The organism is Paenibacillus sp. 1_12, from assembly GCF_900114475.1.
Classification (GTDB): Bacteria; Bacillota; Bacilli; order Paenibacillales; family NBRC-103111; genus Paenibacillus_S.
The window spans coordinates 47317-72475 of sequence record NZ_FOTE01000015.1 but is presented as its reverse complement, the minus strand read 5'-3'; the positions used below and the strand labels follow the sequence as shown (position 1 = coordinate 72475).

Below are 25159 nucleotides of genomic sequence, written 5' to 3'. Positions count from 1 at the left end.
GCCCAGAAGATGCTTACGAAGGAGTTTTCTACGAAAACTTGAGGAGGAAAACCTTATGAACAGGCTGCTTGGAGTGGGTTTGCCGTTAGCCATGCTGGTAACAGGCGGTTTATGGACACAGTACCAGGAAATTAATCAGCCTGGGCTAATCCCTAGTATGCCAGCTGTTGTCGAGAACATCGCAGCAGCAGACATAACGACAGCCGTTCATAAGACTCCTGAGGCTGAGACTGTTAATGCAGCTGCTGAAACACCTTCGTCTCTTCTGCGGTTTGCTTCGGTTAACGGAATTTCCCTAACTGACGATTTAAAAACGATTGTTGAGCTTAAAGGGGAACCCATTAGCACCATTCAGCACGAAATCATACAATCATCGGTTACTTACCTTTTCAAGGATTGTGAAATTAATGTAGTGGATGGTGTTGTCCAAAGTGTTGCCGTGAGTGCAGCAGCTGGAAATGTTGATATAGATGGAATCAGCTTTCCTATTGATAAGCTAAAGGAAAGACTAGGCATGCCTTTTTTCGTTAGTGAGGATGGGATCGTCTATAAAAAAGGCAATATGGCCTTTAAAATCTTTATGGACCCTCATGATAGCCATATTATATCGGTTAGTTATTTTCATGCAGCGATGCAATAGGATTGCTTAGAAGTTAAAAGACGTTAGCAGATGGGGATTCATTACTGTAACCCCCATCTGCTAACGTCTTTTATTTGTACCTTATCCTGAGCCATCAGTTGCGTTCATCTGTTCATTTTATTGAAATGCCGGGAATACATACTTGACGATAAAATACAAAAATCCGAAAAATATAATAATATAAGCTGCGTACTTAATAAAGGTAGAAGCGACCTGTCCTTTATCCAGACGTGTTTCAGATGTATTGACCTTCTCGCTTTTAAACTCATCCATTGTTAATCTCTCCTTTATATTAGGCTGCTATAAATACCTGTTATGAGTTCCATTACCCTTGTAAAATTGGGTTGAATCATTGGTTCAAATCGTTGATTCAGGGGTAATGACTAACATAGCTGAAACAGGAAAACACAGTGTACATATGAAGGGGGACTTAGTATGAATAGTTGGATAATTGAAATTAGTGTAGCAGCTGTAGCCTTGGCTTTTGTTGTGTTAGTTGTGTTTTTGATAACAACTTTAAGATCGATGTCGGCTTTATTGATCCAAACGAATACAACGATCCACAATCTTCAGAATCATGTTGAGGGCGTGACTAAAGAAGCGTCCGATGTGCTTCGACATACCAATGCAGTGACGGTTGATGTGTTGAATAAATTGCATGCCTTAGAGCCAACCTTTCATTCGGTGAAGCAGGTTGGTGAAGCGGTGGATGAAATTACAGCCTCGGTGAAAAATGCATCTGTAGCTGTTGCAAGAACGATCAAAGATAAGGTAGCCAGCGAAGCTTATCTTCCAGCTACAAGCAAAATCGCGAAAGCAATCAACACCATTCCAATTGTGCTTGACTTATGGCACCAAATTAAACATAGAAGGCAAGAAGCGGCAGTTGCAAAATAATCAATAGTTGCTGTTTCGGAACCTTTGGTTTAGGGTAAGTAAAGATAAGCTATTGTACACCCTTATGATTTGAAGGAGGAACTACTTGAATGAATCGTCAACATGTATTTGAGATAGAGAAAGAGGCAACAGCGGACAGCTGGTTGTTATATTTAAAGGGAGAATTGGATTTGTCAAAGGCTGCGGAGCTTCGATCTGCAGCTGACCCTTATGTAGCTGATACAGGACGTAAGCTTATCCTTAATCTAAAGGACCTGTTATATATCGACAGTACGGGAATTGGTGTGATTTTATCCTTGCTAAAGGCTAGAAACGTGCTTAAGGCACCAATCGAAGTGGTGGAGATTCCGTTGAAGGTTCAACGTTTATTCGATATGACTGGCTTGACATCTTTTATCCAACAATCCTCGAATAATACGAATTAGAAAGGAAAGAAGCGACGATATGAACTGGAACAATCGAGTGGTCTGTATGACTCTGCCTGCGGATGCGGAATTTATTGATGTGGTAAGGTTGACGTTGTATGGTCTATGCAGCAAGGTTGGTTTTTCTTATGAGGAAATAGAAGATATGAAGGTTGCTGTAGCCGAAGCATGCAACAATGCAGTCGTGCATGCCTATGAGCCTGGGCGAACAGGTTCTATGGATGTAAAATTTGAATTGCTTGAGACGGGTATCCGCATCTCTGTGAAGGATGAGGGGGCCAGCTTTAATTATGCTGAAAAGGTACAGCAAGCACAGTCTTTACATGAACAAACGTTGGAAGAAGCCAATATCGGTGGTTTGGGCATCTATCTTATGCAGGCTTTGATGGATGAAGTCGAAGTGAAAAGCAACGGAGGCACAGAGGTCATTTTGACAAAATGGCTGAGTAAAAGTGAGGAACTTGTATGAAATTAAATTCTGAGAGACCGGCATTCAATACCCATGAGCTGATTACACAATATCAGGAAACGGGAAGCAACGAAGTCGCAACAACGCTACTGCTAAAGTATGAATCACTAGTAAAAATGGCAGCAGGTAAAATGTCGCGCAATCGTCCGGACCTCTTCGAAGATTTATATCAAGTGGGACAAATGTCGATGCTGCGGCTTTTTAAGCAGTTCGATGTTGCGCAAGGCCTGCAGTTTGAACCTTATTTAATGAAAAGTGTCATTGGACATATGAAAAATTACTTGCGCGACAAATCCTGGTATGTTCAGGTGCCAAGGCGGGTAAAGGAAAAGGGCGGTCGAATTCAGGAAGCGATAGATCGCCTGACAGTTATTTTGGAGCGTTCTCCGAACGTCGAGGAGATTGCTGCTGACGTCGAATTAACCGTCGAAGAAACGATTGAAATTTTGGCAGGAAGAGAGTACTACCACTATGTATCTTTGGATACCCCTCTTTCTACAGAAGAAAATGGAGCTACTATCGGAGATTTGCTAGGTACTGGAAAAGACGATTTTCAGCAGCTGGAGAGGCGGCTTGATATCGAAGAAGCTATGCGTCAGTTGAAGCCTGAGGAACAACAGGTGCTTCATCTTGCATATGTGGAGGGTCAGTCGCAGAGAATGATAGCTCAAGAAATGGATGTTTCTCAAATGAGTGTTTCACGAATCCAGAAGCGTGCATTGGATAAGCTGAAAATATTTTTTGCAGAATCAAGAGGTAGCCACGATGTATAGCTATGATAGATACTTACTGTAAAACACGTCCTGAGGGGCGTGTTTTTAATTTGATTCATGGGTGTATCCAACGGGTAATAAGTAGTAGGAACTCCAGTAGTACAACTCATAAAGGTGGTGGATGTTATGACGATCAAACACAGTATTACCTGTGATGGCAGTGAGGTATTGGTGCATGAGACAGATTCAAACTCCTATCAGGTAAGTATTCAATCTAAATCAAATCCCTTAGGAAAAGGAAACGTGTTGGAGACATTCACTCGATTAGAGGAAGCAATCGTTGCGGCGGAACACTTCTGCAAGCTGCATGCTACTGCTAAAGAGAAGGGCTACTATCTGGAAAATGGACATTTTGTTAAACCGGATCGGCCTAAGATTCACGTTGGCCAACTGCTTAATGAAAGAAAAGAACCTGAGCAATTATTGCAGCTGTTAGAAAAGTAAGGTCTCGTAATGGGTTAGACTCATACAATAATACAAAAGGATGGCAGCGGGGAGAGTCCTGCTGGGCCATCCTTTTCTGCATATGATGAGCGCGCATATAGAGTAAGCGTTTCGAAGAGGTACATAAGACTTCTACGGCGGCTGGGAGACACTCGACCAGTTCAGAGCGTTCGGATGTATCCCCGATCCAGTTGCTCTGATGAACCCAACAACTGGACAGCAGCGTGGCGTAGCGAATGCAGACCGTTCTTCCAATCGCTGTTGCAGCAGGATTCATTCTATTCTTATAGCCCCATAGGGGTGGAGATCCGTCAGCAAAGGCGAATACTTCGTGGCGAACACTTCGTTTCTCCTCCAAAAGAGCTCGCTATCTCCGCTTAGGCTGTGTGTTTTTTTTAATCTCATATTCCTTATCGGGTTTGTTTCTCTAGTTTTATTGGAATGGTATGGTTGTCACAATCGTCAGTTCATTCTATAGTCTCTTTCTGTAATGTGGATCATCAGCATTTAAGGAACTGCAGCAAAGAAAGAACGGTTCCCATTAAAGCTGGGAACCGTTCTAGATTTTTTTAGGATGCTGTGTGCTTGTCATCATTTAATTAGCTTTTGCTGCCAACAGCATCTAATTTTTTAGTCTCATGAATCGCTTGATGGGTTGCATTAGCTGCCGTATCTGTCGCTTTATGTGAAGACTCAGCAGCTTGATCAGTGACTCGATGAATCGAATCGGCGGCTTGATCAGTCGTTGTATGAACGGCCTGGGCAATCGATTCCGTAGCATTGCGAGCGGATTGTGCAGCACTGTCAGCAGCGCTCTTGGCTTTGTCCAACAGCTCAGAGCCATGCTCGGAAACTAATTGAATCGCGTCTGCTGTCGTTGTTTTTGCTTGTTCTACCCATTCAGAGCTTTTGGATTGCAGGGTTTGAACCGTGTCTTTAATATCTTCTCTAAGCTCACGACCTGATTTAGGTGCCAACAATAGAGCGACGATTGCACCTACTGCACCTCCAATAATTGTTGCTGTGACTACGTTGCTGCGATTCGATACTGTACTCATGATTAACCACTCCTATTTTGTTTTTTTGTGTAATTACTTTGACTTTTTGAACACCCACTAGTAGGATCTGCTGTTGATCGTTCTTGACAATAAAGTCAATAGGAATACAAACAATGCAGCCCCAATAATTGCAGGTAATACGGCGAAGCCTCCGATAACAGGACCCCATGCTCCCAGCAGCCAGCTGCCGAGCCATGCTCCAACAAATCCGGCAATCATGGACCCGAGGATGCCGCCCGGCATTCCGCCCGGTGCTATTGCGGAACCAATAGCTCCGATTACGATTGCCATGATAATGGTTACTATGACGCCTACCATGTCATCACGCTCCTTTCGGATTAGGTTTCCTTCCATGGTGTCTATTACCCTGCTGCTATGAAGCCGAAACAAATACACCAAGAGACCCGCAGACAACGAGCTGCGGGTCTTCAATCAAACTTTTTTATAACAGGAGGTTAATGTATTCGTATGAATAAAAGGCTTCAAACGTTTACGTCCAACGCCTCAAATCCGCGATTATCGTAGAACATGGGCCCCCTCGACCAAGTGCAAGCCAAATGCATGAGCAGCTCCCCGGTCATTCGTTCCCGAATTCCAGCATGGGTCTCATCTGCATACAGATTGTGCCACTCATTAGGATCTTCAGCGAGATCGTATAGCTCACCCTGATATTGGTCAACTCTGCCTACCGCTTCGCTCAACGTGCCACTCATGTAAAGAATGAGCTTCCAATCCTTCTTGCGCCACATCAAGCCTGGAGGGGTATGATGCGCAGATGCTGTTTTTGCATGCAGCTCGCAAAAGGTTCCTTGTCGCTGCAAGCTCCCGAACAAATCCAGCCCCGGCAGCAATGGATTGCGAGACAAACCAGCCACTTCGCTTAAGGTGGGGACAAGATCAATCAACTCGGCCGGTCGTTCGTCCACCGTTCCCCGACGGGCTTCGGGAATGTAAGAGCCGGCGAGGATCATGGGTACACGGACGCTGCTGTCGTACAAGCAGTATTTGCTGAACCGGTAACGGCGCTCGCCTAGCATCTCCCCGTGATCCGATACGAATACGATGAGTGCGTTATCGAGAATGCCCTGACGCTCCAGACCATCAAGCACACGTCCAAAATAATGGTCAAGCCAGGAGCAGTTTGCCCAGTAGCGAAGGGTTGTCCGCTTGCGTTCCTCTGGCGTAAGCGTTTCCCAGACGGCTCTGCGCTTCGAATAATTGCTCTCAGCGCTGGCTTCATCTTCGGAAGCGAGGTGTGTGGCGGTTTCATCAAGCCATGGGGGCTGGGCAATATCGGGTATTTCGTCCAGCTGGTACAATTCTTCAAACTCTTTGGGAACGTTAAAGCCGGCGTGAGGCTTCAGAAAGGACAAGTATAGGAACAAGGGCTTGGTCTGATCGATCCCTTTCTCAATAAAGCTGAGACACTGCTCGGCTACCCAGCCGTCCCGATGATGCTCCATCGGAATTTGGCTTGTTGCTCCGATGTAGCCATTTGCATTTTCCTCGCCGCTGCCATAGTGTTTTGTTTCTTCGTGATAGGCTTGTAACCCATCTGGCTCCAGATCACCCATCATAGCAGCACCCTGCTCATAATGTCCGCTGTTCCTCGCCAGACCAACGGCCCGTACATCAAATCCCCGTGTAGGGGGAAGCGGGTTATGCAGCCCATGATTCCAGTGTGTCTTGCCAAATCCGGCTGTATGGTAGCCTGCACGTCGCATCAGCTCCGGCAATGGCTCGGAAGGCAGTCTCTGCTCTTCATATAAACCGCCGTGATTCGTACGTACGCCAAGCTGCGACGGGTAGAAACCAAACATCATAGAGCTGCGGCTCGGTACGCACATGGGTGCCTGACAAACCGCTTGATTGTAGGTGATACCTCGTTCTGCTAGCTTGTCCAGATTTGGTGTTTGAATGTGCTCGTTAAATTGCCCCAGACAGTCCCATCGCTGCTGGTCCGTCATCAGAAAAATAATGTTTGGTTTGGTTGATTCCATAACCATAGACCTCCGATACTATTGAATTGTCATCCTTTTACTGAACCTACCATAGCTCCTTTGGCAACATGCTTTTGCAAAACAGATACATGATCAGAGCAAATACACATACGAGGCGAAGCTCCGCTGCATCGGGAACAGCGTCCTTTTATTAAATAAATATTCTGCTGAATCGGTTAGCGATACGATCAATAAGTAATGGAATGGGAAGACGGTGACTAGTATCAGCAGCCGAGCAAAGAAACATTAACCGATTGGGGCATCAGGCTGCACGCATTGTGGATTTTCATTTGTGTTTCCTCCTTATCCTACCAATTTACGTCCTCTTCGCCAAGCTTTTGGGCCAGATAGTTGGATAAAATGACCAGAATCAGCCCAATAACCGATTTGAACAAGCCCACGGCTATGCTGTAGCTGCTCAAGCGGTAATAAGGGGCAGTGGAGGATGTTCGTTCGTAATCCTATAGACAAAAAGAGACCCGCAAGCAACGGGCTGCGGGTCTTAAGTAAAACTATATTTTAAAAGGGGGTCATGGATTAGTATAGCCCAACAACATGTTGAGAAGATGAATACTTCATTTCAGTTCGATGACAAAATGATAACGATTAAATACAACGTGCTATCCAGTCGGATGGCCGCTGCATGAGACGGGTTTATGATAATTATGGTAATATGGGATTAACGATCACAGAGCAGCTGCATATGTGAAAGAGTCCTAATCCCCATAACGATCATAACCGTGAAGGAGCCAAACCCATGACAACTGTTCAAGTTCAACAAGCAGTACCAGATTTCACTTTGCCTGCGGCGAATGGAGCCGAAGTTTCCCTGAGCGATTTTTTGGGCAAGAGAGTACTGATCTACTTTTACCCGAAGGACATGACGCCTGGCTGCACGAAGGAATCGTGTGAATTTAGAGATTTTAACGGCCAATTTGGTCAACTCAATACCGAGGTTATCGGGATCAGTCCAGATGATCTGGCCTCCCATAATCAATTCATTAGCGAATACCAGCTTCCCTTTTTGCTGCTTAGTGATGTTGAGCATCAGGTTTGCGAGCAATTTGGGGTGTGGAAGCTTCGTGAAAGAGATGGAAATCAGTTTTATGGTGTGGAGCGTTCTACATTTTTGATCGATGAACAAGGCATTTTGATCAAGGAATGGCGTGTTGTTCAGGTCGATGGACACGTAGCTGAAGTGCTGGAAACAATCAAGTCGCTATAAAATCAGATAAAGCTTGTCGAACACCCGCGTTTGATAACAAATCCAATAACCGCCTATACCCGCAGGGAGATAGAGCGGTTATTGTGGCGAAGAGAGAGTCAGACTCTTTCCATCAGCTGCTCGCGGTTCGGGCCATTGGATACCCAACGGATGGGTGTCTGGATTAGCTTTTCCAGTAAGGCGACATAGGCTTGTGCCTGCTCGGGTAAATCCTCAAACCGTCGGATGTGCGAGATGTCGCATTTCCAACCTGGTACCGATTCGATCACAGGACGGGCATAACTAAGCTGCTCGGGTACCGGAAACGTTAGGGTATTGACGCCATTCAGCTCATAAGCAGTACAGATCGGAATTTCATCCAGATAGCCGAGTACATCGAGGTTAGTTAAAGCCACCTCAGTGGCTCCCTGCAGCAAACATCCATATCGGGTTGCGACTGCATCGAACCAGCCTACCCGTCGTGGGCGTCCGGTTTTGGCTCCGTATTCTCCCGCATCACCACCACGTTTGCGCAGTTCTTCAGCAGCATCACCTTCAAGCTCCATCACAAAAGGTCCGGCACCGACACAGCTTGAGTATGCTTTTACTACCGCAAGAACACGCTGAATCGAGTGAGGTGGAATTCCTGCGCCTATCGAGGCAAAGCCTGCCAAAGTAGAGGATGAAGTCGTAAATGGATAGATACCATGATCAGGATCACGCAGCGAGCCGAGCTGACCTTCAACCAGTATGTGTTTCCCTTCTGCCAAAGCTTGATTCAGCATAGTAGTCGTATCCGTAACAAAAGGCTTCAGCCATGCGGCCAGCTTCATTAATTCGGGTACCAGTTCCTCTACCTGAATAGGAGGTTCCCCGTACAGATGCTGGAGCAGCACGTTTTTAGCTGCAAGAGCGGCTTCCAGCCGGTTTCGTAAACGCTCTGCATCATAGAGCTCGGAGACCTGAATGCCGAGCTTTGCATATTTGTCCGCATAAAACGGAGAAATACCCATTTTGGTCGAGCCAAAGCTATTTGCCCCGAGTCTCGCTTCCTCCAGCTCGTCAAAACGGATATGGTAGGGCATAAGCACCTGAGCACGCTCCGAGACAGCCAGCTGTGGTGTGGGAATACCTCGTGCTTGCAGATTGTTCCATTCCTTCATCAGATCCGATATGTTAAGGGCAACTCCGGGTCCGATCACATTGACTACATGAGGGTCAAATACACCAGAGGGCAGCAAGTTGAGTACGAATTTGCCATAGTCATTAATAATCGTATGACCTGCATTGCTTCCTCCTTGATAACGTACTACATAATCAGATTGAGATGCCCATGCATCCGTCATCTTCCCTTTGCCTTCATCTCCCCAATTCGCTCCCACAATAGCCGTAACCGGCATATCCATCGCCTCTTTCTTCATATTGATTGCTTCTACAGGTTTCAGTATAATCAAAATATGGATATAAGTTAAATTGATATTATTGATATAGGATATAAAGGTGGTTGATATCTATGCTGGAAAATTTAGAGTGGTATCGCGTCTTTTATAAGATTGCTGTGGCAGGGAGCTTTTCCAAAGCAGCAGACGAGCTTTTCATTACCCAGCCTGCTGTGAGTTATGCGGTGAAGCAGTTGGAGAGCAAACTGGGGAGCAAGCTGTTTTTTCGGACCTATAAAGGGGTCAAGCTGACAAACGAGGGAGAGGTGCTGTTTCGTTATATCGAGAAAGCGTACCATTTCATTGAAGCTGGAGAAAAGGAGATGGCCTCGATACACGAGCTGCACAGCGGGGAGATCACTATAGGTGCAAGTGATACGTTATGCAAGCATTTTTTGCTGCCGCATGTGGAGAGGTTTCACCATGATTTTCCTTTTATTAAGCTGCGAGTGACGAATCGGACGACACAGGAAACGATTGATTTATTGAGACAGGGGAAGGTTGATTTTGGCATTGTCAATTTGCCAATTGAAGATAAACAGCTTCAAGTGCAGGAAGCGGTAGTATTGCAGGACACGTTCGTGGCAGGCAGGGACTATGTGGCGCTGGCACAAGCTCCGATTACTCTAGAGCGGTTGGTTACGTATCCACTACTGTTGTTAGAGAAGGGTAGTAGTATTCGTCGTTATGCTGACGGCTTTGCGGAAGCTCGCGGCTTGAAGCTTCAGCCGGAAATTGAGCTGGGCAGCATTGATCTGCTGGTTGATTTTGCACGGATTGGACTCGGTATTGCTTATGTGATCCGTAATTTCGTATCGCACGAGCTTTCATCGGGCACGCTGGTTGAAATTAAGCTGAAGGAGCCGATACCGCCTCGGCAGGCCGGTATTGTTACGCTCAAGGGTGTTCCCGTATCTGCGGCGGCGAAGCGGTTTATTCATATGCTGCTGCCTGGGAAGTAGCGGGATCTGGAGATTAGTCCAAGGGGATATTTTGGGTGACGGACCTCCGATCCAGCGTCATATCAATGAATTAGCAGTCAGGTGAATACGGAGAACAGCGGGAATGATTCACCTGACTCCCAGAATCCATGGACTATGGCTTAGCTTCTATGCACTCGCAGCCCAAGCTGCTCCATATCCTTGAAAAAGCGCGGATACGTCTTAGATACGCAGCCAGGGTCCAAGAGACGGATCCCGCCGATGCGAGAGCCGATCAGGGCCAGCGACATTGCCATTCGATGATCGTCATAGGTTGGCAATACGGTAGGCAGTGGTACGCCCGGATAAATCGTTATTCCATCAGGGTGCTCATCAACCTGAATCCCAAGACGACTAAGCGATTCGCACATCGCACGGATCCGATCGCATTCATGGGCTCTGATATGAGCCACATCTGTAATCGTGATCGGCGCATCGGTAAAGGGAGCCATAGCGGCCAAAGTCATCGTCTGATCAGACATTTCCTTCATACTGATTGTAAAACCACCCTTTAATTGCTGTGCTCCCCATAGCTCAATGCCAGTGGCACTCTTCTGAATACGGCAGCCCATTTGTTCAAAAACCGCCAGCATCCCGAGATCCGGTTGATTCGTTTGATCCGGCAAATTGGTAACCCTCACATGACCACCGGTTAGTGCTGCATAAGCCAGTGCGTAGCAGCTTGTCGACGCATCGGCTTCGAGTGTCAACGTCTGGGCTTCGTACATCTGCGGCTGAATTTCATAAGCATTCAATAGCTCATTGCGTGTTACAGTCACACCGAATTGCTTCATAAGGCTTATAGTCAAGTTCACATAAGCGTGCTGAACGATGGTGTCTATGATCCTGATTCGTGTGGCTTGCTTGGCATACGGACTTGCCATCAACAAGCCGCTTATGAATTGACTGGATACCGCTCCGGAAATAGAGACGTCTCCTCCACGAAGCCCCTGCCCTTGAATTTCTATAGGCAGCTGCCCATCAAGAGCCTTGTACTGGATACTTGCACCCAACTGCTGAAGAGCTTCAATTAAGGGCCGGATCGGCCGTTCGCTCAGACGTTGGCTGCCTTCAACCAACCATTGACCACTAGCGCTTGCCGCTAGTGCTCCTGGAAGAAAGCGAGCAGCCGTTCCAGCTGCGCCCAAATACAAGCTGCCGCTCTGGTTAGGCCACCTGCCGCCGGTTCCTTCAATCGTGACCGTGTTTCCAGTCACCTCAAGCTTTACACCAAGCCTTTGCAATGCATCCAGACACCAGTAAGAATCATCGCTGCGAAGAATATGTCCGATTGTGGATGTCCCTTCTGCCAACGCAGCTATAATCAGCGCGCGATTCGTACAGCTCTTGCTGCCGGGAATGGCGATAGCGCCATCCGGTACATGAAGGGGTGGATGAATCTCGACTTCCTTCGTATCTGGAAGTGCGGCCCAGGGCGAACGGGCTTGAAGATCGGGATGGGGATTGTTGTTCCTATCGCTGGTGTCATGAGTTGACGGTTTATTCGTAGTCATTAGCTTGTCACTCCTTGTTTACGAATTTGCTTGTTTTCTCTATTATAAGGAATATAAAGACATACAAATAATTGTTATATTCTATATTTGACATAGAGAGGTGCTATGCCATGAGCTCGATGGACTATTACAAAGTGTTCTATCACACGGTGAAGGAAGGAAGCATAACTGGAGCTGCTCAGCAGCTTTACATCACACAACCAAGCGCCAGCTACGCAATCAAACAGCTGGAGGAGCAGTTAGGTGTACGCCTGCTGCTGCGCAAGGCGAAGGGTATCGAGATGACAGAAGAGGGCAGGGTGCTGTTTCAATTCGTGGAGCAGGCCTACGGGCTGCTGCTTGCCGGAGAGCGGAAAATCAGCGAGATGCGAACCTATATAGCAGGGACGATTCGTCTGGGAGCCAGCGACTCGCTCTGCAAATATTTTCTGTTTCCGTTTCTCGATAAATTTCACAAAGCGCATCCGAGCATACGCATCTGCTTATCTCACGGGAAAACAGAGTCTATCCTGCAGCGTCTGAGGGACGGAGAAATCGATTGTGGGATTGCTCATCTACCGGTTGATGATCGACTTCATGTGCAGACCACGAAGCCGATCCAGGACTGCTTCATAGCAGGGCCGGAATATGCGGATCTTGCCCGAGCACCGATTACGCTTCAGGAGCTGAGCAAGCAGCCGTTTGTGATGCTTTCGGCACATAGCCGGACGCGCACCTTTTTTCATGCGCTGCTGCAAACCTATGGTTTGGAGGTTGTACCGGATATTGAGCTGGGCAGCGTCGATTTGCTGATAGATTTTGTCCGTAAGGGGATGGGCATATCTTTTATTACGAAAGAGTTCGTGAAAGAGGATTTGGAAGCAGGTACATTGGTTGAACTTAAGCTGGTCGAGTCGATTCCATCAAGGTCCATTGGTGTCGTCACCATACCGGACCTGTCTTTGTCGCAAGCAGCTGTTTTTTTTGTAAAAGAGCTTGTTGCTCATATGGAACAGATTGAAAATCGGACGCTCCCAATAGATCGTAAGGTATGATGAATAAGCAGATTCGCGGATCGGATTTTCATTAGGCAGTATGTTTCGCATCTGATTGTAGACCGGGGAATGATGGTTATGGGTGACTCTATGATTTCCAGAGACAGGAGCCGGCTTCTTGGTGGAGTGGGTTTGCTGTCGCCATTTTATTAAACGGTATACTTTTTATGTTAATCGATATTCGAACTACATTTTTTCCGTTATTTCTAGTTAATAGAGGGTTAACACATACTGAAATCGGCAGCATGCTGTCGGTGGCCGCTTTGGCTGCGTTGATCGTTCGGCCGTTGGCCGGGTATTTGATGAATCGACTTGGTTATCACCGGATTATGATGATTAGTATTTTTAGCGGAGCCGGCTGTTTGCTGTTACTGCTATTGAACACCGGGTATTGGCTGCTGGCTGTTAATGTGTTTGTATGGGGAGTTTGTACCAGCGTCAATCAGCCGGTTGCCCTTATGATGGTGTCACAGACGGTGAAGCCAAGCGAACGAGGGTTGGGGATGAGTATCCGTACCATGTCCAACAGGGTTGTTCAGTTAACCAATCCGCTGCTGTTTGGCGTCATGACGACGGTAATCGGTCTTGCTGGCGGTTTCGGTGTGATGGGTATCCTGCTGTTGGGCTTCGGTGTGCTTTATCATCGGCAGAGCAAGGCGAGGTCTTAGGTAATGTATTTGTTCACATAATTTTCAGAAAATTATAATTAATCAGAATTATTTCTTGACATGGAAATGCTTACAAAATTATGCTTTATTTATTCCAAAAACAAATACCATTGCAGGGAGCGGATAGCTGATGAGAATTTCCGAGGGAAATCATGAGTCGATTGTGGAGGCTTCAAACAGCTGCTATGCGGAGTATCAGTATTTTACAAGCTTGTCTGTCTTTGAGCTTAATCGCATACAAGGGAACTATTACTCAGAATTACATACGCTTCAAGAAGAATTCAATCGCTTGATGAATGATCTGCGCGAAGAATTGCAGCAAGCGAAGCCAGGTCCTCTGTCGCAAACTGCATAGGTCGCCTCTTTTCCACCCTCAGATATGAATTCAAATTTACAAGCAATGCTTTGCAAATCATAGAAAAAGACCTTGCTTGCTAAGATACGGCAAACAAGGTCTTGTCTTTTTTATGTTATAAAGCAGATGAAATCAGGGTTTCTTCACTGTGTTAGTTGTACCAACTGGTGCACTTAAACCGCCAATGTATTGATCGTAGGCCAGATACATTTTTGCTGCGATAGGTGCTGCGCCGTATTTTCCGAATCGGCCCTCGGGTACGACGACGGCAATGGCTAGAACAGGATCATTTATGGGAGCAAATGAGATAAATACAGCGTTATCTACACGTCCGCCAGGAACGTCCTGTGTGGATGTTCCGGTTTTGCGAGCTACTGGAAACGGCAGATCCTCAATGCCTTCCGCTCCACTCCGCATTCCATTAATGACGGTATCCCAATAATTTTTAGGATAATTAACCTCGTTAAGGACTACAGGCTCATACCCGCGAACAAGCTCTCCGCTCGATTTTGTCACTTTCTCCACGAATTGCGGCATCATGCGTTTACCGCGGCTCGCCAATGTTGCGGCGAACTGTGTAAGCTGCAGTGTCGTGTATTTTTCGTTTTGTCCCCAAGATGCATAGACCATAGCGGATTGATAGCTGCTTGTTTTTGCGTTTTTATAAAATTCATTGGAGCCTTCGTATTCGTTAGGCAGCTTGCTGCCAGTTTTGACACCCAGTCCAAACTCGGCAAAATATTTGGCCCAAATGTCGAGCACATCCGATTTCTCACCGCCGTATTTATTATAAAGCGGTATCCCGATCATGGCAGACATGTACGTATTGGACGATACTTGAATGGCCGTTGTCGGATTCAACAAACCATAGGCGTGACCGTCCGAGTTGCTGATCGTTCGTTTATCCTTACCGAATGTGAACGAACCGCCATCGCTGTAAGTAGAAGAAGGGGTGATTACGTTTTCCATCAAACCGATCAATACCGACAATGGCTTCACTGTCGAGCCCATGTAGACCAGGGAAGAAGGATGCTTGTTGCGCTCTTTTTCTGGATAATCAGGATATGAGGTCGTTATAGTGCCATTATTGATAAAAGGCATAATCTGGTTGTATTCTTCCGTGCTCATTCCGCCTGTCCACGTGTTTGTATCATAGTCCGGCATACTGGCCATCGCTACAATCTTACCCGTTTTGACCTCCATTGCTACTGCATAGCCCGAACGTGCATTAGGTGCATAGGCGAAATCGCCTGCTAAACGCCGATTACGAATGAAATTCAAATGATCGGTAATGGCCTGCTGGGTGACCAGCTGTATATTTTTATCAATTGTCAGATGCAGATTGTGTCCTTTTTCCGGTGGTGTGAGCGTGGCAGGGCCAATAATTTTTTGAAGTGCATTGACCGGATACGATTTGACTCCTTTTTGCCCGCGAAGCTCATCCTGATACATCAGCTCCAGCCCGTCAAACCCCACATCCTCCACCTCGAGATATTCGTCTCCCTTATTCTTGTAGAATTCTAGTCCCGAAACGGGATTCCTCGCAGCATTGTACCTTTTCATATAACCGACGAGCTGAGCTGAAATACTTTGCTTGTCATATACACGAATACTGTCCTCGAACACTTCAATGCCACGGAGCTGATCGCGGTGCTCTAATAAATAGGCAATTTCCGTATTGGTCAGATCCGTTTTGATTCTGCGGGGGACGGAATAATAGCTGGGCTCCTTCGTCTTGTTCTTGTCCATATCGAATCCGATATCCATCAGTTTAAGAATGTCGCCGGCACTCAGGCGTTTTTGCTCTGGTTTACCGTAGCGGGCAAAGATATCTTCAAGTTCTTTCGCAAGGCGAATAATATCGTCCTTATCCGTTGCACGGCCCTCTACACGATAATATACGGATTGCATGGATCGGGATTGTGCAATGGGATAACCCGTTCGATCGTAGATGGTACCGCGGATGGGGGCGATAGGACTTTTGCTCTTGGTAATTTCTGTCGTTTCTTCCTTCAGGTACTTGCTATCTACAAACTGTAAAATGGCCAACCGTACAATCAGTACAGTGAAAATCAAAAAGGTAGCGAAAAAGAATATATTCAGCCGAATAGAAAAATGCTTCTGAATTCTGCTCTTTTTCTGATCTGGCGGTTCATCCGTATATCGAGAAAAATGGTTTGCCATCCGTTCACTCTCCATGCCCTATCAGTTAGTTATACTTGCATTTGTTGGTAAAGCTGCCCACAGCACAATCACCCAGAAAAGAATGCCACTCAGCAGTCCCAGCATGAGGTAAACGATAGCCCTTCGCCATTGATAGCCCTTGTGCTGACGGATTTCTGTGTTTCGCATCCATGACTCTCCTTTTTTCTTTATTTTACCACGGGAATGATCGATATAGTGAAAGATTAATTATAAAAAATAGCTTTTATTTTCGACGATTAAGTTTCTCGGCGATTGCATATCGGAATGCCGCAGCGTCCTGCTGATACTCTTATTAAACTTTATAAGATGAACTAAACATCATGACAGCAAAGAGGCGCTGCGAAAGCAGATCCCTCTTCCAATCGCTGTTGCAGCCAGATTCTTTCGATTCTTAGCCCCATAGGGTTAAGAATCCGTCAGCAAAGGCGAACACTTTGTTTCTCCAGAAGGGTCCGCTTTCTCCGCTCGGGCTGTGTGTTTCTTTGGTTCATCTTATATAGCAGGGCAAAGTTTTTCTGATCAAAAAATTGGAAAAGGGAACCTTTTAATCGTTGGTTCGTCCAATTGTCTGAGAGGTGAACAAGGGTGGCCTTTGAATATTTAAAATCGCTCTCCAGCGGCATGGATAAAAATGTCATCTTAGAAGATTTGATGGTGGCTTACGGAGAGGATGTATGGAATTATGCATTTTTTTTGACGAGGCAACCGGAGTTGTCAGACGATATTACACAGGATGTGTTTGTACGGGTATATGAACGCTTATTTTCGTATAGGGGAGAGGCCTCAGTAAAAACCTGGATGCTCACGATTACGCGCAATTTGGTGAGGGATCACTGGCGGTCTGCCTGGTTTCGCAAGGTGATGCCGTTTGGGGCTCCAACGGAAAAAGGAGAGAGCGCACCTTCAGCGGAAACGGAGGCGCTTAAACGACTCGTAAGCGAGGAAGTGTGGCAGGTGGTTCTGTCTCTCCCGATCAAGCTGCGCGAAGTGCTGCTGCTGCATGCCCATCATCAATTGACGCATACCGAGATAGCGCGACTGCTGTCCATATCCGAAGGGACGGTAAAGTCAAGATTGTATCGGGCCCGGGTGAAGGTGGGCAAGCTCATGGAGCTTACGAAGTGAGTTTGCTCCGCAAACCAAGTTAATGCTTACGAAGTAAGTTTGCTATGCAAACCAAGTTGATGCTTACGAAGTAAGTTTGCTATGCAAACCAAGTTAATGCTTACGAAGTGAGTTTGCTCTGCAAACTTTTAGGGGGAGAAGACATGAAGCAAAACGAACCGGAATATTGGGAGAAACAGCTGGCAGATTCACCAATCCCCAAAGGTGAAACGGGCTTTTCCAAGGAGTTAATGCGGAAAATTAAGGAGCGTGTTGAAATGCAGGAACGTCCGAAAAACAGGCGGTGGCTGAGACTCACCCCTTTGCTTGCGATATCTGCTATGCTGGTTTTCGGTTTTTTCCAATGGGAGCATTTAGGTAATATGGTTGGTCCTCTATCCAAGCCCATCATTCCGATAGCCTTGGAGCCTATTGATGCAGAAAAGGAGATGACATTGAAGGTCGCGTATTTTCATGAAAACACGTTCATGATGCATTATGGCAAAGCATACACAATTCGTTACCCGAACGTCGAGGTCAAGGTAATCACGATGGGGGACAATGGATGGAATGGCTATGACGATAAGGAAAAAACCATTGAGATGCTGGAAAAGGAAAAGCCGGACGTCATCTACCTGTCTCCAACTATGTATGGGGAGCTGGCAAAGGAAGGCCGTCTGTATCCGCTTGATGCCGTAATGAAGCAGGACAACTATGATTTGAACAACATATACAGTGGGGTTACGGATGCATTACGAATGGCAGCTGACGGCAAGTTATATGGTCTGTCACCCGAATATGAGATGAACGCGCTTTTTTATAATAAGGATCTGTTTGACAAATATGGTGTACCGTACCCGAAGAGTGGGATGAGCTGGGAGGAGACGCTGCAGCTGGCGGCGCGTTTTCCGGTCAACGAGCAGGGCAACGACCGGATCTATGGCTTGATGCCCCATTATTACGATGATGCCTCACAATTAGCTGAACAAATTGGCAAGACGATGGGCTTGAGCATGACGAATGCGGACGGTAATCAAGTAACGCTGCGGACAGATGCATGGACCAAGACGTGGAGTCTGGCTACGGATGGGTATATCAAAGGCTATGTGTATCAGCCAAAGCAGAGGTCGAATATGCAGGGCAATATCTCAATGGTGGATTTGTATAAAAAGAATCCTTTTATCACCGGCAAGGCAGCGATGGCTTATTACAGCTATTCACTCGCCAGAGACATGGAGATGGCCAAATCGCAGTATAAAATGAATTCGTTTAACTGGGATATCGTCAGTGAGCCTGTCGATCCGTCAAGGTCGAATGAATCCTCATCATTTATGCTGAATGCTGTCTATGCTGTCAATGCCCAGTCCGAGCATCAGCGAGCAGCTTGGGAAATGGTTAAGCTTATTAATAGCGCGGAAATTGTCAAAAAGATGAACCGTTCGGAAGGATGGGGAGGCTTGTCTGTCAGACTTCAATCCATAAAGCCTGAGGATGGGCGCAATTACACGCCGTTTTACAGCATGAAGCCAAGCACGGTAGCGGTAGAATCGGGACTTCATCCCCGTGTACTGCGCAAATTCAAGGAAGCGTACAGCCCATTGGCCGTGCAGCAGGTAAAAGCGGTAGTAGAAGGTCGCTTGAAGCTGGACGAGGCTTTGAAACAGCTGCAGGAAGAAGCACAAAAGGGTCTGATCTCGGCGCTGCTGGACAGTAGGAACTAACACCTGAGCCATCATTATATTAAAAAATATTAGATAAGGAGGAATCGAATATGAAAACAGTTGACACTGGCAGGAAGAAATCAGCACGAATCTCGGGATGGCAATGGGTTGCATTATCCATCGCAGTTTTTGTTCTTGTGCTTAGCGGCTGTGATAAACAGGAAGAGGCAGCCGCATCTCCCAAAGGTGTTCTTCGCATTGCCATAGGCAATAAGACAACCTTTGACTATATGTACGCCGATTATTTTGCCGCCAAGTTTCCTGAGCTGGATGTACAGATTATACCGACTGAAGGTACGTATGGTCCCGGCAAAAAACCGTTGCAGGAGCTAACGAAGCTGATTGATGAGGAGAAACCCGATCTGTTGTTCACGAGTTCTTTTGATTATGAAAAGCTGGCTTCACAGGGCAAACTGTACAACCTGTCTGGGCTGATTGAGAAGGACCGATTTGATCTGAACAATTTGCTGCCGGCCGCTGTAGATTATTTGCGGATCAAAGGACAAGGGAATATTTATGGATTAGCCCCGAAATTCACAAACTCTGTATTGTTTTATAATAAAGAGCTGTTTGATCGCAATCACATCCCCTACCCGAAAGAACGGATGACTTGGGAGGATTTATTCCGTTTGGCTGGGCGTTTTCCGGCAGAGGGTGGTAAAGGAGAAAGGGTATATGGTTTTCATATGGGCTATATGAGCTCTCCACAGGATTTGGCCGATTACATAGGACAAGCTGAGGGACTCGGAATGATGGATGCCGAAGGCAAAAAGCTGCAGATGCAGACCGATTCGTGGAAGCGGATCTACCAGCTCGTTGTTGAGGGCTATCGAAGCGGAGTGCTGCAGTGGAAGTATTCGCCAGGCAAAACCCGTTACGATAAAGAAGATGTAGAAGCAGAGGATTTATTCAGCGCCGGCCGTACAGCGATGACGATTTCCAATGAAGGCCAGCTCAATGCTCTTCGGCAGCGGGGAGCCACGTTCGAGTGGGCAATGGTAGAGACACCGTCGGCAGATCCGGGACATACGCGGAATCCGAATTTTTATTTATCTCCGATTTACAGCATTAACGCTCAGGCCGATAATGTAATGAATGCATGGAAGGTCGTTAAATATTTTAACGGAGCTGAGGCTGCGAGGATTGAAGCCAAAACTTCGAATGATCTGCCAGTTCGCAAAGCGTTCGCCCAAGAGATGGACGGGCATAGTATGGAACCTTTTTATCCGGGGAAATATGAGGAAACCGCACAGAGCAGCTATAATGAAAATGTTCCGAGTACTTTTATTGATCAGTATCGGTCTGTCGCCAAGCAGCAGGTCGATGCCATGCTTAATGGAGAAGTTACCGTCGAGCAGGGCTTGCAGCGAATTCAGGAGCAAGGTCAACAAGCATTGGATGCGGCCTATGCGGCTGAAGTAAAGTAGTTGGCTTGATGAAATCAATAAGGTTAACATCCCTCAGCATAGCTGAGGGTCTTTGTAGTGCCTGCACATGCATTGGACTATCATTATAAATATTGAAATCAGTTGAAAAATAGTTTTTTAGTTATATTTACAGATGACAAATAGTTGATTATTATTTTATTATAGTAGAGTGGTAAAGTGTTAAAGATTTGTAAATAGATTTTGTAAATAGATAATGATCAAAGCTTTATTTTTTAATTTTTATGGTACGATAGTGGTTGAGGCTGCTGATCGCATCATCGATCTTCGCCAATCCTCATGAATTTCCTATTTATTCCTGAAACCTGCAGTATCTTCAGACAATGGAGCTTGTGACCTCCGATAACGATGCCTCTATCCTTTAGGAAAACCAAGGGGTATGTGCAGTAACGATGTTGTGCTGGAGCGCCCCAATAGATTTTTTACATGGGATGATTGAATAATTGAATAATTGTATATGGCATCGTAAATAAGCAAGCATATGAATAGGGGGTTCTTTTATGATTAAGGCGGTTGTATTTGATTTTGACGGACTGATTATTGATACAGAAACCGTATGGTTTGAAGCTTATAATGAAGTGCTGCGAACGTACAATGTTGAATATCCTTTAGAGGAATTTGTGAAGGTTATCGGTACTCACGATGCGCTGCTGAATCAATTTATCGAGGCTAAGGTTGGCTTGGCTGAAACGGCGGTCGTTCGAAAGCTGGCCAAAGAAAGTTATTTATTGAAAATACAATCGACGGAAATTCGGGACGGAGTCAAGGACTATCTGGATTCAGCTCAGGAGCTCGGTTTGAAAATCGGACTTGCCTCGAGCTCTAACCGAGCTTGGGTGGAAGGTTATTTAAAAGAGCTTGGGATCTTCGATTATTTTCAGGTTATTAAAACAGGTGATCAGGTTGAGAAGGTAAAGCCAGACCCCGCGTTATATATAAAAGCCATAGAGGAGCTTGGGGTAGCGGCAGAAGAAGCGATCGCTTTTGAGGACTCATCCAATGGTGCAAAGGCAGCCAAAGCAGCGGGTTTACATTGTGTCATTGTGCCTAATGAAGTAACCAAGTCGATTATTTTTGATCAATATGATTTAAGGATTCATTCCATGAGTGAAATGAGCTTGCAGGAAGTTATCGACGATTTAGAGAAAATTTGTGATTAAGGGGCAGTCTGTCTCAATAGGACTTGTTTTTGCCTACCAAAATGTCCTAAAATAAATTTACATGTATAAACGCGTTATTGACCGTTTATTTTAACCAAATCCATATAAGGAAAGGCCAACATAATGAATGAGACGAGCGCTTTATATCAAGATGCGATGGATGTATTGGCTGAAACCAGCCGAACTTTCTTTATACCGATCAGCCGTCTTGTACCTGGATTGCAGGAGGCTGTAGCTTCTGCTTACCTATGCATGCGAGCAATTGATGAGATTGAGGATGACCCTTCTCTAGCGGTTGAGATCAAGATTACACTATTAAAGGCGATCAGTGAAATTCTCCATCAACCGACCTATGACGAAGCTTTGGCAGCACTGTTAAACCCGTATAAATCGGTTTTGCCTGAGGTTACATTACGCTTGGCGGATTGGGTCCGATTCTGCCCATTGTCGGCGAGCGAAGTGGTGCGGGAATCAACTTCAACCATGGCCAGAGAAATGGCAGACTGGGTTGAAAGGGACTGGCAGGTTCATACCAAAGAGGATTTGGACAGCTATACCTATTGTGTAGCAGGTGCGGTGGGTGTGCTGCTGTCTGAGTTATGGCTATGGCACGACGGCACTGAATCGGATTATACGGAGGCTGTAGCTTTTGGCCGCGGCTTACAGGCTGTTAACATTCTTCGTAATCGTAAAGAGGATCTGGAACGGGGCGTCGATTATTTCCCCGATCAGTGGGGTACGGATGAAATGTTTGCCTACACTCGCGGCAATCTAGCTTTAGCTGACAGGTATGTGGCTAATTTGAAGCCTGGTCCTGTGTTTGATTTCTGCAAATTGCCGTTAGCTCTGGCTCATGGCACACTCTCAGCTCTGGAAGCTGGAGAAGAAAAGCTCAATCGTGCTGCTGTTATTGAAATAGTCAAGCAGGCAACAGCAGAATGATAGTATACCCATCGCATGAATGAAGAGGCTGTCCCGAAGTCATTGACTTGTGGGACAGCCTCTTTGTGTTGGGTGATTTTGATCAAAAGCTCTGATTGTTTCTCTTATAAGCCCATTCGGGTCAGCGCGCCCTCAAATGAGGTGTCAATCTTGTCATCACCGCATAAGAAACGCCAAAACTTGGCGGTTTGGATCTGATTGACACGAGCTTCGTCACCGCACCAAGGGTGGTACGCTTTTTTGAACACATCACGAACCTCATCGCTGTTGTAGCCATCGGTATTGAACAGACTGCGCTGCTCTTGTCCAGGGCGCAGCCGAAGCTTGAACACATAGCGGGTTTCATCTGTATGGTTCGGCTGTGCGCAATGCCAAATACCATGATGGAGAAAACCGATTGTACCGGCTTTGGCTACCATCCGTTTTTGTCCTACGATATTTTTATATCGGCCAATGCTGCCGTTGCTGACCTTACGCAGATGCGAGCCAGGGAGCACAAGGGTGGGGCCCATTTCATCCGGCGCGTCATGGGAGAAATAGAATGCTTGAATATCGTAACCGAATGGGCGTGTATCGATCACGGAATCGGCATGGTAGCCTTGTCCTTTAAGATGCTTGGCGCGAACAATATGCATAAACGAATGGTCATAGATAGGGTATTGACCGACAAAGCTTTGAAGAGCTCCCTTCACCTGCGGCAGATTAAAGATATCCTGAATCACCTTGGATTCATTCCAATAGGTCGAGCCATTACCCTGAAATTCGCGTTGCTCCTTATATGCGGCTTCATTCAGTTCTTGCGGTACAATTTCATCCAGTCTGAGAAAGCCATTAACGGCAAATTCGGCCATTTGCTTGGCGGTCAGTAAATGCTGCTTTTCAATGTTACTCATCGATGGTCACCTTCTTTTCCAATACAGTTTCATAAGGCAGATGTCCTTGTTCATGTTCAAAGCCAGTACGGAAGATCGGCATCGTTGGCAGCTGGATTACGTTCCAGCCGTCGCGCATAGCGTCAAGCACGGAACCGTAGATGGGCTCATTGGAATCGCCCGTGTTCATCTGCAGCTGCCCCTTGGGAATGGTGCTGTCATAGAGCGCCCAGGCTACGGTACGGCTCTCAAGATCGGGTTCACTGGAATGGAGTATCAAAATCTTTTGTCTGGTTGAGCTCATGGATAGTCCTCCTTAAAGTTTGCGAAACCAACTGGCTTCGTAAGCAATCGCTTAGAGATTTGGTGGAAAACTAGCTTCGTAAGCAATATCTTTGAAGTCCGGTGAATACGTCCCGCTGCGCGGCCAAATATCCTTCCGATCACTGTTGAAATCGTGAAATTGGATGAGATTAATAGGTTTATTCACGATTTCAAAGGCGACCGCTGACGCTTCTCCAGGATCATTTGGCAGCGCCGCTCATTATTTACCGTACTTCTAGAGTTTACGGAGCACAATTCTTCTTGGCATTCGCTTAGAATTGGCGAAGCCAACTTTCTCACTAATTGCTGCTGAGTCTTATTTCAGCAAAGTACACTTCATCAACACTGTATTGAAGTTAGCATCAGCACCTTGGCCTCGTATGTGGCATCAAGCTTGTGCGTGAGCAGCTTATGTATGTATTGTAGTATGCAAAAGGCATTCTGAGGATGTATGATAGTAGTATAAATTTACACAATACTAAGGAGTTATCAGTCTATTGGAGGCTAATATGGATCAGGAAAAGCTGCAGCTGCAATTAATACGAAGTTATTTGGAAAATGCGCAAATCATGATGCAGATGGCTCATTATACGAAGGTTGGACCGAGCTGGAGGGATTCATATCGGCTGACGGATGTGAACCGGCTCTATTTTATACGTGAAGGCAGCGGCTGGATACATATTCGCGGGAAAGATTATTATCCTAAGCCGGGTCAGCTGTATCTGCTGCCAGCCGGGATGAAAATGGCCTATGCGCGAGATGATGAGGATCCCCTGGGCAAATATTGGTGTCATTTTTCGGCTACGGTAGGAGATGTGAATTTGTTTCAAATGCTGGAGCAGCCTCATTGGATTCAGGTTCAGGATGAAGCGCGGCTGGAGCAGCAATTTCAGCAATTGGTTGAGCTGCATCGCAGTAACACTGTGACAGCACCGCTAAGGATCAAATCCATCCTGCTGGAGATTATTTCCGAATATATCGAGCAGTCCACCGAGCAGCCGCATTTGGCCGCAACTACAAGCGCATCGAAAATTCACAGCGTGCTGTCTTACATTGAGAGCCACTTGTCCGAGCAGATGACGGTGGATGAGCTGGCCAAGCTGGTGCACTTCCACCCCAATTATTTTATGCACTATTTCAAAACCATGATGGGCCTTTCGCCGATCGTGTATATTAACAAAAAACGTCTGGACATAGCACGCAGGCTACTCACTACAACCGAGCACACGATCTCTGCCATAGCTGATGAAATCGGAATGGAGCTGTATTATTTTTCGCGAATATTTAAAAAACAGACGGGTATGTCACCCTCAGAGTACCGCAAAGCTTCCGGGAAGACCCACTTTGCCGAAGAGGAATCAGAGCAGGAACCAAGCGGAATTTTCCCCCATTAAACAGAGGTAGGTTGTCAGTTATTCCGTGCAGCTGTATGAAAATTTTACTAATAATGGAATTGGGGATTTAAAAATGATTCTCAATTGATTAT

General features: G+C 46.2%; 27 protein-coding genes and 1 pseudogene. 17 read left to right on the top strand and 11 right to left on the bottom strand.

The features are described 5' to 3' along the window. Nucleotides 1–55: 55 nt before the first annotated feature. Nucleotides 56–640, top strand: a complete 585-nt coding sequence (locus BM210_RS25620) for a hypothetical protein (protein ID WP_091174945.1) — start codon at nucleotides 56–58, stop codon at nucleotides 638–640. A gap of 117 nt (nucleotides 641–757) precedes the next feature. Here BM210_RS25620 and BM210_RS34965 read toward each other — a convergent pair whose 3' ends face one another. After that, nucleotides 758–913 carry a hypothetical protein gene (locus tag BM210_RS34965; protein WP_177237996.1) on the bottom strand — a complete coding sequence of 52 codons (156 nt, stop codon included), beginning with the start codon at nucleotides 911–913 and terminating at the stop codon, nucleotides 758–760. Between the two features lie 162 nt (nucleotides 914–1075). On the opposite strand from BM210_RS34965, the gene BM210_RS25615 reads away from it, so the two are divergent. The 5 genes from BM210_RS25615 (at nucleotide 1076) to BM210_RS25595 (ending at nucleotide 3648) form a co-directional block, all read left to right on the top strand. Further along, the gene (locus tag BM210_RS25615) at nucleotides 1076–1537 is read left to right on the top strand and encodes a DUF948 domain-containing protein (protein ID WP_091174943.1); all 462 of its coding nucleotides are present in this window, start codon (nucleotides 1076–1078) and stop codon (nucleotides 1535–1537) included. Between the two features lie 89 nt (nucleotides 1538–1626). Then, a complete protein-coding gene (locus BM210_RS25610; RefSeq protein WP_091174942.1) occupies nucleotides 1627–1962 on the top strand; it encodes an STAS domain-containing protein in 336 nt (111 codons plus the stop codon). Nucleotides 1963–1981: 19 nt separating this feature from the next. Further along, nucleotides 1982–2431: an anti-sigma B factor RsbW gene (gene rsbW / locus BM210_RS25605; RefSeq protein ID WP_091174941.1), complete on the top strand. Its 450-nt coding sequence runs from the start codon at nucleotides 1982–1984 to the stop codon at nucleotides 2429–2431. Then, nucleotides 2428–3204 (top strand): sigma-70 family RNA polymerase sigma factor, encoded by a 777-nt coding sequence (locus BM210_RS25600; protein ID WP_091174939.1) that lies wholly within the window; start codon nucleotides 2428–2430, stop codon nucleotides 3202–3204. The genes rsbW and BM210_RS25600 overlap by 4 nt, the downstream gene beginning before the upstream one ends. Before the next feature lie 126 nt (nucleotides 3205–3330). Further along, nucleotides 3331–3648: a hypothetical protein gene (locus BM210_RS25595; protein ID WP_091174937.1), complete on the top strand. Its 318-nt coding sequence runs from the start codon at nucleotides 3331–3333 to the stop codon at nucleotides 3646–3648. 599 nt (nucleotides 3649–4247) lie between these two features. Here the strand turns inward: BM210_RS25595 and BM210_RS25590 are convergent. The 4 genes and pseudogenes from BM210_RS25590 to BM210_RS35800 form a co-directional block, all read right to left on the bottom strand. Further along, entirely contained in the window at nucleotides 4248–4706 is a 459-nt protein-coding gene (locus BM210_RS25590; RefSeq protein WP_091174935.1) for a YtxH domain-containing protein, read from the bottom strand. 57 nt (nucleotides 4707–4763) lie between these two features. After that, nucleotides 4764–5024 (bottom strand): GlsB/YeaQ/YmgE family stress response membrane protein, encoded by a 261-nt coding sequence (locus BM210_RS25585; RefSeq protein WP_091174934.1) that lies wholly within the window; start codon nucleotides 5022–5024, stop codon nucleotides 4764–4766. Between the two features lie 164 nt (nucleotides 5025–5188). Then, nucleotides 5189–6706 (bottom strand): sulfatase family protein, encoded by a 1518-nt coding sequence (locus BM210_RS25580; RefSeq protein WP_091174932.1) that lies wholly within the window; start codon nucleotides 6704–6706, stop codon nucleotides 5189–5191. Between the two features lie 308 nt (nucleotides 6707–7014). Next, a pseudogene (locus BM210_RS35800) lies at nucleotides 7015–7122 on the bottom strand (sugar ABC transporter permease); the annotation flags it as partial. 341 nt (nucleotides 7123–7463) lie between these two features. Here BM210_RS35800 and bcp point away from each other — a divergent pair. After that, nucleotides 7464–7931, top strand: coding sequence for a thioredoxin-dependent thiol peroxidase (gene bcp, locus BM210_RS25575; RefSeq protein WP_091174931.1), 468 nt, complete (start codon nucleotides 7464–7466; stop codon nucleotides 7929–7931). Between the two features lie 98 nt (nucleotides 7932–8029). Here bcp and BM210_RS25570 read toward each other — a convergent pair whose 3' ends face one another. Next, nucleotides 8030–9310 carry an adenylosuccinate synthase gene (locus BM210_RS25570; protein ID WP_091175031.1) on the bottom strand — a complete coding sequence of 427 codons (1281 nt, stop codon included), beginning with the start codon at nucleotides 9308–9310 and terminating at the stop codon, nucleotides 8030–8032. A gap of 113 nt (nucleotides 9311–9423) precedes the next feature. Between BM210_RS25570 and BM210_RS25565 the strand changes: the two genes are divergently transcribed. Beyond that, complete coding sequence (locus BM210_RS25565) at nucleotides 9424–10311, top strand: LysR family transcriptional regulator (RefSeq protein WP_091174929.1); 888 nt, start codon at nucleotides 9424–9426, stop codon at nucleotides 10309–10311. Between the two features lie 140 nt (nucleotides 10312–10451). On the opposite strand, the gene aroA is transcribed toward BM210_RS25565, so the two are convergent. Then, nucleotides 10452–11843 (bottom strand): 3-phosphoshikimate 1-carboxyvinyltransferase, encoded by a 1392-nt coding sequence (aroA, locus tag BM210_RS25560; protein ID WP_091174928.1) that lies wholly within the window; start codon nucleotides 11841–11843, stop codon nucleotides 10452–10454. Between the two features lie 110 nt (nucleotides 11844–11953). On the opposite strand from aroA, the gene BM210_RS25555 reads away from it, so the two are divergent. From BM210_RS25555 to BM210_RS25545, 3 genes are all read left to right on the top strand, one after another. Then, entirely contained in the window at nucleotides 11954–12877 is a 924-nt protein-coding gene (locus tag BM210_RS25555; protein ID WP_091174926.1) for a LysR family transcriptional regulator, read from the top strand. Between the two features lie 143 nt (nucleotides 12878–13020). Further along, entirely contained in the window at nucleotides 13021–13545 is a 525-nt protein-coding gene (locus BM210_RS25550) for an MFS transporter (protein WP_371263546.1), read from the top strand. Between the two features lie 130 nt (nucleotides 13546–13675). Then, nucleotides 13676–13900: a hypothetical protein gene (locus tag BM210_RS25545; protein WP_091174924.1), complete on the top strand. Its 225-nt coding sequence runs from the start codon at nucleotides 13676–13678 to the stop codon at nucleotides 13898–13900. 132 nt (nucleotides 13901–14032) lie between these two features. On the opposite strand, the gene BM210_RS25540 is transcribed toward BM210_RS25545, so the two are convergent. Both BM210_RS25540 and BM210_RS34960 read right to left on the bottom strand, forming a co-directional pair. Then, nucleotides 14033–16084: a peptidoglycan D,D-transpeptidase FtsI family protein gene (locus BM210_RS25540; RefSeq protein ID WP_091174923.1), complete on the bottom strand. Its 2052-nt coding sequence runs from the start codon at nucleotides 16082–16084 to the stop codon at nucleotides 14033–14035. Nucleotides 16085–16105: 21 nt separating this feature from the next. Then, nucleotides 16106–16252: a hypothetical protein gene (locus BM210_RS34960; RefSeq protein WP_177237995.1), complete on the bottom strand. Its 147-nt coding sequence runs from the start codon at nucleotides 16250–16252 to the stop codon at nucleotides 16106–16108. Between the two features lie 438 nt (nucleotides 16253–16690). Between BM210_RS34960 and BM210_RS25535 the strand changes: the two genes are divergently transcribed. The 5 genes from BM210_RS25535 (at nucleotide 16691) to BM210_RS25515 (ending at nucleotide 22477) form a co-directional block, all read left to right on the top strand. After that, on the top strand, nucleotides 16691–17230 hold the full coding sequence (locus tag BM210_RS25535; protein WP_091174921.1) for an RNA polymerase sigma factor: 540 nt from the start codon (nucleotides 16691–16693) through the stop codon (nucleotides 17228–17230). Nucleotides 17231–17373: 143 nt separating this feature from the next. Then, complete coding sequence (locus BM210_RS25530; RefSeq protein WP_091174919.1) at nucleotides 17374–18930, top strand: ABC transporter substrate-binding protein; 1557 nt, start codon at nucleotides 17374–17376, stop codon at nucleotides 18928–18930. Between the two features lie 50 nt (nucleotides 18931–18980). Beyond that, entirely contained in the window at nucleotides 18981–20357 is a 1377-nt protein-coding gene (locus BM210_RS25525) for an ABC transporter substrate-binding protein (RefSeq protein WP_091174917.1), read from the top strand. 518 nt (nucleotides 20358–20875) lie between these two features. Next, nucleotides 20876–21535 (top strand): HAD family hydrolase, encoded by a 660-nt coding sequence (locus BM210_RS25520; RefSeq protein WP_091174916.1) that lies wholly within the window; start codon nucleotides 20876–20878, stop codon nucleotides 21533–21535. A gap of 123 nt (nucleotides 21536–21658) precedes the next feature. Beyond that, a complete protein-coding gene (locus BM210_RS25515; protein ID WP_091174914.1) occupies nucleotides 21659–22477 on the top strand; it encodes a squalene/phytoene synthase family protein in 819 nt (272 codons plus the stop codon). A 104-nt stretch (nucleotides 22478–22581) separates the two neighbouring features. On the opposite strand, the gene BM210_RS25510 is transcribed toward BM210_RS25515, so the two are convergent. Together BM210_RS25510 and BM210_RS25505 are read right to left on the bottom strand one after the other, a co-directional pair. Then, the gene (locus BM210_RS25510) at nucleotides 22582–23370 is read right to left on the bottom strand and encodes a phytanoyl-CoA dioxygenase family protein (RefSeq protein WP_091174912.1); all 789 of its coding nucleotides are present in this window, start codon (nucleotides 23368–23370) and stop codon (nucleotides 22582–22584) included. Further along, nucleotides 23363–23653 (bottom strand): hypothetical protein, encoded by a 291-nt coding sequence (locus BM210_RS25505; protein WP_091174910.1) that lies wholly within the window; start codon nucleotides 23651–23653, stop codon nucleotides 23363–23365. Before BM210_RS25505 ends, BM210_RS25510 begins: the two co-directional genes overlap by 8 nt. 517 nt (nucleotides 23654–24170) lie before the next feature. Between BM210_RS25505 and BM210_RS25500 the strand changes: the two genes are divergently transcribed. Then, nucleotides 24171–25067 carry a helix-turn-helix domain-containing protein gene (locus BM210_RS25500; RefSeq protein ID WP_256224019.1) on the top strand — a complete coding sequence of 299 codons (897 nt, stop codon included), beginning with the start codon at nucleotides 24171–24173 and terminating at the stop codon, nucleotides 25065–25067. The last annotated feature ends 92 nt before the right edge of the window (nucleotides 25068–25159 follow it).